Source organism: Caballeronia sp. A2-2, from assembly GCF_057612605.2.
In genome coordinates this window covers 883,888-897,123 of sequence record NZ_CM172587.1, presented here as the reverse complement: position 1 = coordinate 897,123, position 13,236 = coordinate 883,888, and the positions used below count along the sequence as shown (strand labels likewise).

The following is a 13,236-nucleotide window of genomic DNA, read 5'->3' as shown; positions in this document are numbered from 1 at the left end:
CGTTGTACTCACAGGTTGCTTGAGCTCCTGTTGTCAGGGCACAAACTTAGGCCCCATCATCCTTGCCAAAATCCTTGGTCACCGTGATGTAGGAGTTCAGCGCTGGCTGCTGTATTGCCAGCAAAAGCAGTGACGCGCCGCCCAACTTACGCGCAAATTCGTCATCCAATTTTCCGCCATGATCGGCAACTGACCACGGCATAATCATCGACGCGGTCCGTAGTTGTTCAATCGCCTCACGATCGACCGTGCATGTTTCGATCTGGTTGCTGTCTTCGTCGTAAGCTATAACGACGCAACGCGACTTAGGTCTCATTCGACGAACCTCCCTCTAAGGCAATTTGAATATCGTCCCATGGCTCGCTCCGTGCACACACCCCAATACCGCTTGTCCATTGCTGCATAGGCGCTGCATTCGGCCATATCCAGATTGTATTGAAGCTCGCATTGGGATTCTTCTGCGGGTGTAAGAAGTACCCCGGCGATGTCTTGTGTTTTACTCGACACGCCATCTTGCCCGTACTCGAACGGCTGCGCATCGCCAAGCAACGATTCATCGTTATCAGAATCCTGAAGGCTCCGGCAGATCGAATCCTCGCCACGATTGTCTTCCGCGAGGCCCGATCCAGCTTTAGCGGCAGCATCGACCACGCCCGACCAGTCGAAGCCGCGTCCGTTGCCAATGGCATCAATGGCGACGGAGGAATTCCACGCGGGCCATTCGCCATTTGCCCGCTTAAGCGCGTCGAATTCCTTCCAAGTCAAAGCCTCCGCATTACCGTGACCTCCAGCCCTTCTTTCCGCCCAACGTTGCGGCGCGTAATGCCTGAACACGCGTTGTTCGCCGCGCCAATTCCGGGCGATCTCAGGAATGATTGTCTTGTCGCGCACGGCATCGCGCAGTACGCGGCTGACGCCTGCACCATCGAGCAAGTCCCAACTCGATGCCCGCAGATTGCGATTGATGAACTCAACGCACTCTTTAAATTCGATGCAACCCGCCGCCTGACGCCGATTCATATCCAGCGCAAATAGCCGTTCGAAGTCTTGTCGATCCTTTTCGATCTGCTCTTGCCGTTCTTTCTTTTTTTTCTTGCGTTCTTCGAAGGATAGACGCCATCCGCGATCGACTTGCGGCAGTTCGCGAGAAGGTACGAGCGCGCATTGCAAATCCCTGCTCAATGGCAGATAAAGCGCGTTATATGAATGCCCCCATTCGGGAAACGACATCTCACCTCCAGATACGAAAGTAGGATTGCTGATCCTAAAGGACAGCAATCCTACGTTCTTAGAGGTGATTCAATTTTTGACAACGGGAAGCGCTGCTAAGACAGATCGTTTCGCTACTATTCGAACCGCCCAAAATCCGGCTTCCTCTTCTCCACAAAAGCCCGAAACGCCTCCTTCGCCGCCGGCTCCCCCAACATCCGCGCGAACACCTCAGCCTCGGCTTCCATCCGCGCCGATACCTCCCCCGCCTGCGCATCCTTCATCAACGCCTTCGTCACCCGCAACGAAGACGCAGGCAACGCCGCCAGTTTCTTCGCCTTCGAAAACGCATAAGCCTCAAGCTCACCCGGCTCGATCAACCCATTCACGAACCCCATGCTCACCGCTTCGTTCGCATCGAACGCCTCGCCGAGCAGCAGCTTTTCCGCCGCGCGCTGATACCCCGCGCCACGCGGCAGCAACAAGCTCGACGCCGCTTCCGGACACAACCCAAGCTGCGCAAACGGCAACGAAAACTTCGTCGCCGAAGTGGCATAGACCAGATCGCAATGCAACAGCATCGTCGTGCCGATGCCCACCGCCACGCCCGGCACCGCCGCGACGATAGGCTTCGGGCACCGGCTGATGCGCTTCAGGAACTGGAACACGGGCGCATCGAGGCCGGAGGGCGGTGCAGAAATGAAGTCTTCGATGTCATTGCCCGCGCTGAACACGCCGCCGTTCGCGCGCAACAGCACCGCGCGCACGGTGGCGTCTTTCTCCGCTTCGTAGAAGGCATCGGCCATTTCCTGATACATCGCCGATGTAATCGCGTTCTTCTTGTCAGGCCGGTTGAGCACGACGCTCAACACCCCGTCCGCACGCTCGATGAAAATATCCATGTCCGCTGTCTCCCCTTCGTCGTGTCGGCATCAAAGCCGTTCGATGATGCCCGCCGCGCCCATGCCGGTGCCGACGCACATCGTCACCATGCCGTACTTCAGGTTGCGTCGGCGCAGACCATGCACGACGGTCGCCGCGCGGATCGCGCCCGTCGCGCCGAGCGGATGCCCGAGCGCAATCGCGCCGCCCAGCGGATTGACCTTCGACGTATCCAGCCCGAGATCCTGAATCACCGCCAGCGATTGCGCCGCGAACGCTTCGTTCAGTTCGATCCAGTCGATGTCGTCCTGCTTCAGACCCGCCGCCTTCAACGCCGCCGGAATCGCTTCCTTCGGCCCGATGCCCATGATCTCCGGCGGCACGCCGCGCACCGCGAAACTCACGAAACGCGCAAGCGGCGTGAGGTTGAACTGCTTCAGCATCTTCTCGGAGACGACGATCAACGCGCCCGCGCCATCCGATGTCTGCGAGCTGTTCCCCGCCGTTACCGAGCCTTTGTTGGCAAACACGGGTTTGAGCTTCGCGAGCGCTTCCATCGAGGTGCCTTCGCGCGGACCTTCGTCCAGCGCGATCTCGCGGGCATTCACGCGCACTTCGCCCGAGGCGAGATCCGGGAAGCGTTCGTTCAGCGCGTAAGCGGCGATTTCATCCGCGAATTCGCCGGACTGTTGCGCCGCGAGCGCCCGCCGATGCGACTCCACCGCGAACGCGTCCTGCGCCTCGCGGCTCACCTTCCAGCGTTCGGCCACGCGCTCGGCCGTCAAACCCATGCCATACGCGATGCCCACGTCCTCGTTGCGATCGAAGATATGCGGCGACAGCGACGGCTTGTTGCCCATCATCGGCACCATGCTCATGGATTCGCAGCCGCCCGCGATCATCGCCTCCGCTTCGCCCACGCGGATGCGGTCCGCCGCCATCGCCAGCGCCGTCAGGCCGGACGCGCAGAAGCGGTTCACCGTCACGCCGCCGACCGTGTTCGGCAGCCCCGCCAGCAACGCGCCCATGCGCGCCACGTTCAGCCCTTGCTCGGCTTCGGGAATCGCGCAGCCGATGATGGCATCCTCGATCACGCTCGTATCCAGCCCCGGCACCTGCGCGACGGCGTGTCTGATCGCGTGGACCAGCAGTTCGTCCGGCCGCGTGTTCTTGAAGATGCCGCGGGGCGCCTTGCCGATCGGCGTGCGGCTGGCCGCGACGATATATGCGTCTTGAAGTTGTCGTGTCATTTTGTTCAAAGCTCCGTATGTCGCGCGCTCAGTTGCGAACCGGCTTGCCGGTCTGCAACATGCCCATGATCCGCTCCTGCGTCTTCTGCGTGCCGAGCAGTTCGACGAACGCGCGGCGTTCCAGCGCCAGCAGCCATTCTTCATCGACGAGACTGCCGCCTTCGACATCGCCACCGCACATGGCCTCCGCGATGCGGCCCGCGATCAGATAATCGTGATCGCTGATGAACCGGCCATCGCGCATGTTCACCAGCGACGCCTTGATGGTCGAGATCGCCGAACGTCCGGCGACCGGCACTTGCTTCACGCGCAACGGCGGGCGATAACCGGCATCGGCGAGTGCGCGTGCTTCCGTCTTCGCGATATCGAGCAGTTCGTGCACGTTGAAGACGATGGTGTCGGATGGCTTGAGATAACCCATTGCGCGGGCTTCGAAGGCCGAGGCAGAGACCTTCGCCATCGCCGCGTTTTCGAAGGACTTCTGCAGGAACTTGAGCAGGTCGTTCGTCGCGTTGACGGCGCTGGCGGCTTCGGCTGCGCGCAACGCGGCTTCTTTCAAACCACCGCCCGCAGGCACGAGGCCTACGCCGATTTCAACCAGACCCATGTAGCTTTCGATATGCACGACGCGTTTGGCAGAATGCAGCACCAGTTCGCAGCCGCCGCCGAGCGCAAGGCCCGACACCGCCGACACCACCGGCACGTTCGCGTACTTCACGCGCAGCATGCCTTGCTGGAATCCCTTCACGAACGGCTCGATGCCTTTCGCGCCGCCCATCATGAACGCGGGCATGGCTTCTTCGAGATTCGCGCCCGCCGAGAACGGACCGCCCGGCGCGCCGAGTTGCAGCGACGCGGGTTGCCAGATCACGACCGCGCGATAGTCCTTCTCGGCGAGATCGATCGCCTTCGACAAACCTTCGATCACGCCCGGACCGATGGTGTTCATCTTCGTCTTGAACGAGACGATGACGACATCACTTTGTTCGTCGTCGAGCCATGCGCGCACGCTGTCGGTTTCGAACAGCGTCTTGCCGAAGGTCTTCGGATCGGCGTTCGTTTCGCCGACGAGCGGGGCGCGAAACACTTGCCTCTTGTAGACCGGCAGCGTGGAGCGCGGCACGTAGCGGCGTTCGGCGGGCGACCACGAACCTTCCTCCGTATGCACGCCTTTCTCCGCGACGGGACCGTCGAGCACCCACGCGGGCAGCGGTGCGTTCGACAGCGCCTTGCCCGCATCGATGTCTTCCTGCACCCACTTCGCGATCTGTTGCCAGCCTGCCGCCTGCCAGCTTTCGAACGGCCCTTGATTCCAGCCGAAGCCCCAGCGGATGGCGAGATCGACATCGCGCGCGTTGTCGGCGATCGAATCCAGTTGCACCGCGATGTAGTGAAACACGTCGCGGAAGATCGCCCAGAGGAACTGCGCCTGCTTGTTGTCGGTTTCGCGCAGGAGCTTGAAGCGTTCGGCGGGCGGGCGCTTCAGAATGCGGCCGATGATTTCCTCCGCCTTCGCGCCGCCGTCGATGTATTGCGCGGTTTTCGGGTCGAGCACCTTGATCGCCTTGCCTTCCTTGCGATAGAAGCCCGCGCCGGTTTTCTGGCCGAGTGCGCCGTTTTTCACGAGTGCTTCGAGCACCGGGGGCGTTTTGTAGACGGGGAAGAACGGGTCGTCGGGCAGGTTGTCCTGCATCGTTTTGATGACGTGGGCCATTGTGTCGAGGCCGACGACATCTGCCGTGCGGAACGTTGCCGATTTTGCGCGGCCCAGGCGTGCGCCGGTCAGGTCATCCACTTCGTCGAAACGCAGGCCGTATTTTTCGGCTTCGGCGATGACGGCGAGGATCGAGAAAACACCGACGCGGTTGGCGATGAAGTTCGGTGTGTCTTTTGCGCGGACTACGCCCTTGCCGATTACGCTCGTCAGGAAGGTTTCGAGTTGGTCGAGGATTTCCGGGTTTGTGTCTTTTGTGGGGATCAGTTCCACCAAGTGCATGTAGCGCGGCGGGTTGAAGAAATGCACGCCGCAGAAGCGTTTTTTCAAGTCTTCACTGAAGCCGTTCGATAGTTCGGTGATCGAAAGACCTGAAGTGTTGCTGGCGAAGATGGCGTTTTCCGCAATGTGCGGGGAGACTTTTTTGTAGAGGTCGTGCTTCCAGTCCATGCGCTCGGCGATGGCCTCGATGACGAGGTCGCAGTCTTTTAGCTTCGCGATGTCGTCTTCGTAGTTTGCTGGTTCTATGTAGTTGGCGTCGTCTTTTGTGCCTAGCGGCGCGGGGGAGAGCTTTTTTAGGTTCTCGATTGCCTTCTGCGCTATGGCGTTCTTTGGGCCTTGTTTTGCGGGCAGGTCGAAAAGGAGGACCGGGACGCGCGCGTTGATCAAATGGGCGGCGATTTGGGCGCCCATTACGCCGGCGCCGAGGACGGCGACTTTTTTGATGTTCAATGTGCTCACGGGTTTTTGGTGCTCCATGGTGCTGTTTGCTGGTGTTGTTTTGGCGTGCAAAGGGCTGCTTCTGTTTGTGTCTTTATTGCAGTAGCCGCCTCCCCGGCGGGGGGGTAACTTTCTTTGCTGCTGCAAAGAAAGTCACCAAAGAAAGCAGCTTTTTACCCCAGGCACGATGGCTGGAAAGTGTTGGTCTGGATTAACAATACAGTGGCCGCATTGGGATGTCCTTCGTTCGGTTAAGCACATGGGCAACCTCGCGATCACGTGCTCGAATCCTTTGGTGTTCGTGGTCCGCATTCATTCTTTCGGCCATGCGCTGCGCGCGCCGAGAACGTAAGAACGGAATCCCGCAGCATGCAAGCGTCCAGCCACATCACGCCTCCCCGCAAGATTGCTATTCGGCCCTACCTTGGTTAGCGCTAACGCGGAATGCGCCACCCGTTGCGGTTGCCGTATTACTTTCATTGAAGCGTTGATCGAGGTAGGGCCGAATAGCATGATTGCGATGTTGTTCGAGGTGGCTGGGCACATGCACGCTGCGGGATTCCGTTCTAAAGCTCTCGGCGCGCGCAGCGCATGGCCGAACGAATGAATGCGGTCCACTTCTCTTTGAGTGTTCGAGCAAGTGATCGTTAGGTTGCCTATACGAGTGGCCACACGAGGGAAGTCCTATTGCGGCCACTGTATCGTTAATCCAGACCAACACTTTCCAGCCATCGTGCATGGGGTAAAAAGCTGCTTTCTTTGGTGACTTTCTTTGCAGCAGCAAAGAAAGTTACCCCCCCGCCGGGGAGGCGGCTACTGCAATAAAGACCCAAAAACCAGCAGCCCCTTCCACAAAACAAAAAAGCCCTTAAAACAAAGCCTCATCAAACTCCATCATAGGCTTAGCGCCAGCGCGCGCCGCACGAATAGCAGAAGCCGTCTCCGGCAACAGCTTGGCAAAATAAAACCGCGCAGTGGCGAGCTTGCCCTTATAAAACGCATCGCCAGAAGAAGAAGCCTTATCGAGCGCCACACGTGCCATGCGCGCCCAGAAGTAAGCAAACACCAGATGCCCAACCACACGAAGATAAGGCACCGCAGCCGCCCCAACTTCATCAGGATTCTGCATAGCCCTCATCCCGATCTCCATCGTGAGCTTCTGCACCTTATCCCCGATATCGGCAAGCGGATTTACAAACTCCTGCATCTCCGGCCTGACGCCTTCTTCCTCAACAAAAGCCGCCACCAACTTACCAAAGCGCTTAAGCCGAGCGCCCATATCCCCAAGCACCTTCCGCCCGAGCAGATCCAGCGCCTGAATAGAATTCGTCCCTTCATAAATCATGTTGATGCGCGCATCGCGCACGTACTGCTCCATGCCCCATTCGGAGATGAACCCGTGCCCGCCGTAAATCTGCATCGCCATGTTCGTGCCTTCGAAGGCGTTATCCGTGAGGAATGCCTTGATGACCGGCGTCAGCAACGCCACAAAATCCGCCGCCTCGCGACGCACGCCTTCATCCTCGTGCGACAGTTCCTTGTCGATATTGAGCGCGGCCCAATAAGCAAACGCCCGCCCCGCCTCGGCATAAGCCTTCTGCGTGAGCAACATCCGCCGCACATCCGGATGCACGATGATCGGATCAGCCGCTTTCTCCGGCGCCTTCGGGCCGGTCAAGGAACGCATCTGCAAACGCTCTTTCGCATACACGAGCGAATTCTGATACGCCACTTCCGTGAGACCTAACCCCTGCATGCCGACACCGAGCCGCGCCGCGTTCATCATCACGAACATGGCATTGAGGCCCTTGTTGTCCTCACCGACGAGCCAGCCTTTCGCGCCATCCAGGTTCATCACGCAGGTCGCATTGCCGTGAATGCCCATCTTGTGCTCGATGGACCCGCACTTGATGCCATTACGCTCGCCCGGCGCACCGCTCGCATCCGGCACGAACTTCGGCACGATGAACAGCGAAATGCCCTTGGTGCCCTTGGGCGCACCCGGCAACCGCGCCAGCACCAAATGGACGATGTTCTCAGCCATGTCGTGCTCGCCGCTCGAAATAAAAATCTTCGTGCCGGTGAGCGCATACGAACCATCGCCGTTCGGCTCGGCCTTGGTGCGCAAAATGCCCAAGTCCGTTCCGCAATGCGGTTCGGTCAGGCACATCGTGCCGGTCCATTCGCCGGAAACCAGTTTGGGAAGATAGACAGACTGTTGATCCGGCGTGCCATGCGCATGAAGGCACTCATACGCGCCGTGCGAGAGGCCGGGGTACATCGTCCATGCCTGATTGGCCGAGTTGAGCATCTCGTACAGCGCGTTGTTGACGAACGCCGGCAAGCCCTGCCCGCCGAACTCGGGATCGCACCCGAGCGCAGGCCAGCCCGCTTCGACGTATTGCCGATAGGCTTCCTTGAAACCGGCCGGCGTCTTGACCACGCCGTCGCCCGCATACGTGCAGCCTTCGCGGTCGCCGCTCTGGTTGAGCGGGAACACGACTTCGGAGCAGAACTTGCCCGCCTCCTCCAACACCTGATTGATGGTGTCGGCGTCCAAATCGGCGTGTTTCGGCATGTGCTTCAGTTCGGCTTCGACGTCCAGCAACTCGTGCAGCACGAATTGCATGTCGCGAATCGGGGCGGCGTACTGTCCCATTGAGTCTCTCCGGTTTCCTAAGGCTCAACCGTCGCACGCCGCCTCGGGCAGCGTCGCTAACGGCTGTCGGTTTGATGCGATGACAATGTCGCCGCCGGGCTTGGGGTCGCAAGTATCTGCGAAGTGTTGCCGTTCGAGCCCGGCATCTGATACGACACGATCGTCTTTTCGAGCGCGTCCCGCGTCAATTGCACGGCTTCGGGCAAATGCAGGAAGCGCGCGTCATGATGCAGGCCGAGCGTGAAGCTGTACAACTCGAAAAGCATCAGTTGCGGATCGGTATCCGCCATCAGATGCCCCTCTTCCTTCGACTGGCGGATCGCGCGCAACAGCGCATCCCGCCACATGGTCACGCTGTGCACCAACTGCTCGCGCACCGCGCTTGCGGCCCGGTCATCGTATTCCACCGCGCCGCTGATGTAGATGCAGCCGGTCGTCACTTCCTGGATGCGCTTCTCCATCCAGCGGTTCATCATCGCGCGCAAGCGTGAAAGACCGCGCGGCTCTCGCAGGCTCGGGAAAAAGACTTCGTCCTCGAACCGGCGGTGATACTCGCGCACTACTTCCACCTGCAAATCTTCGCGCGATCCGAAATGCGCGAATACGCCGCTCTTGCTCATCTGCATGCGCTCGGCCAAAAGGCCGATGGTGAGACCCTCCAGCCCATCGCGGCTCGCCAAGTCAAGCGCTGCGTCGAGAATCGCGGCCCGCGTCTGTTCGCCTTTTCGCATGATGTCCCTACCGTTCTCTTGTGTTGCCCGTGGAATCGAACGGCCGTTCTATTATTGTGGCCGGCCTCTTGTGTTACAAGCACTTTTTTAGACACTCGTTTCTAATGTGATCGTTGTTGTCTATAGGATAAATCGCAACATTGATCCAGCTTATTGTCGCTGGTTGTCCGCAAAAAGATGTTAGTGACTGCCCGGGTTCCCATTTCATGGGAATCGTTTGCAGAAGCGCGAGACCGCCTTAGATCTTTGCGAATTCAGGCTCTTGATTGAGTTCAGCAGCGTTGCGCAGCTCGATTTTTGCCTGAAAGCGATATAAATAGCTACTTAGTCGTACTGTCCGATGGTAATAATCTTCATCATCAGTCGATAAGTGTTATAGGCGAGCCAATTGAGGGCTCGCTCGCCGATTGGGCGCGCGCCGTAATGTTTTTCATCGATCGGCCGTCCATCGTCAAACGCCTGAAGAATGGCGTCGTGCAAGCCGCCAATCTCCGGATGATTGACGAGCACCATGTTGGCCTCGTTGTTCAGCACGAGCGAGAGTGCATCGAGGTTCGATGAACCGATCGTCGCCCAGTCCGCATCGACCACTGCCACCTTGCCGTGAAGGATCGTCTTCTCATATTCGGCGATGCGCACGCCATGCTTGAGCAAGTTGCCGTAGAGAAACGGCGTGGCGTAATCGAGCGCGACGAATTCCTTGCGTCCGATCACGAGCGACACGCGCACGCCACGCTGCGCGGCACTCGACAACGCGCGGCGCAGTCTGCGGCCCGGCATGAAATAAGGATTCGCAAGCAATACTTCGCTCTCCGCATGAGCGATCGCGCGCAGATACGCTTTCTCGATCGCACGGCGGTTTTGCAGATTGTCACGCGCGACGAACGCGACGCACGGCTGATCCACCGCGTGAATCTCGCCGAGCCGCGCACGGCGACGCGCTCGCGCAGCGCGGCGTGCGCCCCAGCGCGTCTGATGCTGTTCGCTCTCGCTCGCTGGTGTTCCATCTTCGCAATTCGGCTGACGCGGCTGGCGCGGCTTCACGCCAAGACGAATGCGTTGCCATTGCAGATCGAATGCCTCGCGCACGTCTTCCACGACCGGGCCGCGCGCTTCCATCGCGAAGTCCCAGCGCGGTGTGTCGAGTTGCACGCCGTTCTGATCGTAGTCATCGACGATATTGATGCCGCCACAAAACGCGTACGTGCCATCCACGATCGCCAGCTTGCGATGCGTGCGCGACCAGCCCTGCGGCCCGAACAGCAAATGCGGGTTATAGACGCGATGATCCATGCCGCTCTCGTTCCAGAGCGTGAAGAACGGCAGGTTCTTGTCCGTGCCGATGCCATCGGTGATGACACGCACCACCACGCCACGCTGCGCCGCGCGCACGAGCGCGTCCGACACTGCGCGGCCCGAATCGTCGTTGGCGAAGATATACGTTTCGAGCCACACCGATTTCATCGCCTGATCGATACGTTCGATCAGCGCGGGAAAGAACTGCACGCCGCCCTTGAAGATGCGAACGTCGTTGCCCGATGTGAAGCAAAACCGCAGCGGACGCTTGCCCGAAAACAGCGCCTGACGCAGTCGTTTGAAGCTGCGCCGCGGACGCACGGACATCATCGGTTATACGCCGCGCGGCGCTCGGGCAACTGCAGAATGGCTTCGCGGTTCGACCATGAAAAGCAGCGGTCGGCGGCCTCGCGAAACGGCAGCCACAAGTGCGAAGTATGTTCGCGCGGCGCGAGCGTCACTTCGAGACAATGCGGCACGAGCAGACTGAACTGATGCTCCGTGTTGCGCTCGACACCCGGCGCATAACGGTGCCGCCACTGCGGATAAATTTCGTACTGAATACTGTGATGCCAGTCCAGCAGCGCGTTCTCCGGCACGAGCGTCCCGCCGATAACGATGCCCGTCTCCTCCTGCACTTCGCGCGCGGCGGTCTCGGTCAACGGCTCGTCGATGCGGTCCTTCGAGCCCGTGACGGACTGCCAGAAGCCTTGATGATCCACGCGTTCGATGATGAGCACGTCGAGTTCCGGCGTGTGAATCACGACCAGCACGGATTCAGGAATTTTGGGCGGCTTCTGCATGTCGTTGTTGTGTCGTGTTCTCTGCGAAGGACTGTAACGCAAAAAACGAAAAAGGCGCACGTGGCGCCTTTTTCATCACATCGACAAACGAAGATGCTTAGTGCTGTTTCTGCTCCGGCTGACGCAAGCGGATATGCAACTCACGCAACTGGCGCTCGTCCACTTCGCTCGGCGCTTGCGTGAGCAGATCCTGCGCGCGCTGCGTCTTCGGGAACGCGATGGTGTCGCGGATCGAATCAGCACCGGACATCAGCGTGACGACGCGGTCCAGACCGAACGCGATACCACCGTGCGGCGGCGCGCCGTACTGCAACGCGTCGAGCAGGAAGCCGAACTTGAGTTGCGCTTCTTCCGCGCCGATCTTGAGCGCGCGGAACACCTTGCTCTGCACGTCTTCCTGGAAAATACGCACGGAACCGCCGCCGATTTCCCAGCCGTTCAGCACCATGTCGTATGCCTTCGCGAGGCAACGGCCCGGGTCCGTTTCGAGGTATTCGAGGTGCTCGTCCTTCGGGCTCGTGAACGGGTGATGCGCCGCCACGTAGCGGTTTTCTTCCTCGTCGTACTCGAACATCGGGAAGTCGATCACCCACAGCGGCTTCCAGCCGGTTTCGAGCAGGCCCGTGTTACGGCCGAACTCCGAATGACCGATCTTCAGACGCAACGCGCCGAGGCTGTCGTTCACCACCTTCGCGCGATCCGCCGCGAAGAACACGATGTCGCCGTCCTGCGCGCCGGTGCGCTCCATGATGGCCGCGAGCGCCGCATCGTGCAGGTTCTTGACGATCGGGCTTTGCAGACCGTCACGGCCGCGCGTCTTGTCGTTGACCTTGATCCACGCCAGACCCTTCGCGCCGTAGATGCGCACGAATTCCGTGTAACCGTCGATATCGCCACGCGAAAGCTCGCCGCCCTTCGGCACGCGCAAGGCAGCCACGCGGCCATCCTTCGAGTTCGCGGGCATGCTGAACACCTTGAAGTCCACGTCCTTCACCGCGTCCGTCAGATCGGCGAATTCGAGCTTCACGCGCAGGTCGGGCTTGTCCGAACCGAAGCGACGCATGGCTTCCGAATACAGCATGACCGGGAATTTTTCCGGCAGCGCGACATCCATCGTCTCCTTGAAGACGTGGCGGATCATGTTCTCGAACAGATCGCGGATTTCCTGCTCCGTGAGGAACGAGGTTTCGCAATCGATCTGCGTGAATTCCGGCTGACGGTCCGCGCGCAGGTCTTCGTCGCGGAAGCACTTGGTGATCTGGTAGTAACGGTCGAAGTTCGCGACCATCAGCAATTGCTTGAACAACTGCGGCGATTGCGGCAGCGCGAAGAACTGGCCCGCGTTCACGCGCGACGGCACGAGATAATCGCGCGCGCCTTCGGGCGTGCTCTTGGTCAGCATCGGCGTTTCGATGTCGATGAAACCTTGCGCATCCAGATACTTGCGCACTTCCATCGCCACGCGATAGCGCAGGCGAAGGTTCTTCTGCATCTGCGGACGGCGCAGGTCGAGCACGCGATGCGTGAGGCGCGTGGTTTCCGACAGGTTGTCGTCATCCAACTGGAACGGCGGCGTGACCGACGCGTTCAGCACCACGAGTTCCTGACACAGCACTTCGATCTTGCCGCTCGTCAGATTGGCGTTGACGGTGCCTTCCGGACGATTGCGCACGACGCCCTTCACCTGCACGCAGAACTCGTTGCGCACGCCTTCGGCCACCTTGAACATTTCGGCGCGGTCCGGATCGCACACGACCTGCACGAGGCCTTCGCGATCGCGCAGGTCGATGAAGATAACGCCACCGTGATCGCGGCGGCGATGCACCCAGCCGCACAGCGAGACGGTTTGCCCGAGCAGGGCTTCGGTCACCAGACCGCAGTATTCAGATCGCATCGACATGATGTTGTGTCTTTCGTTGTTCGTTGATCAACGGCTCGCGCGTACGTGTCAGCTTCTTTCGGCCGGCGCCGG

At 59.9% G+C, this 13,236-nt stretch carries 10 protein-coding genes; all 10 read right to left on the bottom strand.

Going from position 1 to position 13,236, the window contains the following annotated elements; all coding sequences use genetic code 11:
• Positions 1-46: 46 nt before the first annotated feature.
• The 10 genes from ACZCWR_RS04295 to aspS all read right to left on the bottom strand — a co-directional run bounded on the left by ACZCWR_RS04295 (position 47) and on the right by aspS (position 13,164).
• A complete protein-coding gene (locus ACZCWR_RS04295; protein ID WP_487302488.1) occupies positions 47-316 on the bottom strand; it encodes a hypothetical protein in 270 nt (89 codons plus the stop codon).
• On the bottom strand, positions 313-1,230 hold the full coding sequence (locus ACZCWR_RS04290) for a hypothetical protein (RefSeq protein ID WP_487302487.1): 918 nt from the start codon (positions 1,228-1,230) through the stop codon (positions 313-315). Before ACZCWR_RS04290 ends, ACZCWR_RS04295 begins: the two co-directional genes overlap by 4 nt.
• A gap of 116 nt (positions 1,231-1,346) precedes the next feature.
• The gene (locus tag ACZCWR_RS04285; protein WP_487302486.1) at positions 1,347-2,111 is read right to left on the bottom strand and encodes an enoyl-CoA hydratase; all 765 of its coding nucleotides are present in this window, start codon (positions 2,109-2,111) and stop codon (positions 1,347-1,349) included.
• A 30-nt stretch (positions 2,112-2,141) separates the two neighbouring features.
• On the bottom strand, positions 2,142-3,341 hold the full coding sequence (locus ACZCWR_RS04280) for an acetyl-CoA C-acyltransferase (RefSeq protein ID WP_487302485.1): 1,200 nt from the start codon (positions 3,339-3,341) through the stop codon (positions 2,142-2,144).
• 28 nt (positions 3,342-3,369) lie between these two features.
• Positions 3,370-5,796, bottom strand: a complete 2,427-nt coding sequence (locus ACZCWR_RS04275) for a 3-hydroxyacyl-CoA dehydrogenase/enoyl-CoA hydratase family protein (protein ID WP_487302484.1) — start codon at positions 5,794-5,796, stop codon at positions 3,370-3,372.
• A gap of 847 nt (positions 5,797-6,643) precedes the next feature.
• The gene (locus ACZCWR_RS04270; protein WP_487302483.1) at positions 6,644-8,434 is read right to left on the bottom strand and encodes an acyl-CoA dehydrogenase C-terminal domain-containing protein; all 1,791 of its coding nucleotides are present in this window, start codon (positions 8,432-8,434) and stop codon (positions 6,644-6,646) included.
• A gap of 56 nt (positions 8,435-8,490) precedes the next feature.
• The gene (locus tag ACZCWR_RS04265; RefSeq protein ID WP_487302482.1) at positions 8,491-9,165 is read right to left on the bottom strand and encodes a TetR/AcrR family transcriptional regulator; all 675 of its coding nucleotides are present in this window, start codon (positions 9,163-9,165) and stop codon (positions 8,491-8,493) included.
• Positions 9,166-9,489: 324 nt separating this feature from the next.
• A complete protein-coding gene (locus ACZCWR_RS04260) occupies positions 9,490-10,788 on the bottom strand; it encodes a phospholipase D-like domain-containing protein (protein ID WP_487303240.1) in 1,299 nt (432 codons plus the stop codon).
• Positions 10,788-11,264: a dihydroneopterin triphosphate diphosphatase gene (gene nudB, locus ACZCWR_RS04255; RefSeq protein WP_487302481.1), complete on the bottom strand. Its 477-nt coding sequence runs from the start codon at positions 11,262-11,264 to the stop codon at positions 10,788-10,790. Before nudB ends, ACZCWR_RS04260 begins: the two co-directional genes overlap by 1 nt.
• A 97-nt stretch (positions 11,265-11,361) precedes the next feature.
• Positions 11,362-13,164 (bottom strand): aspartate--tRNA ligase, encoded by a 1,803-nt coding sequence (gene aspS, locus ACZCWR_RS04250; protein ID WP_487302480.1) that lies wholly within the window; start codon positions 13,162-13,164, stop codon positions 11,362-11,364.
• Positions 13,165-13,236: the final 72 nt, after the last annotated feature.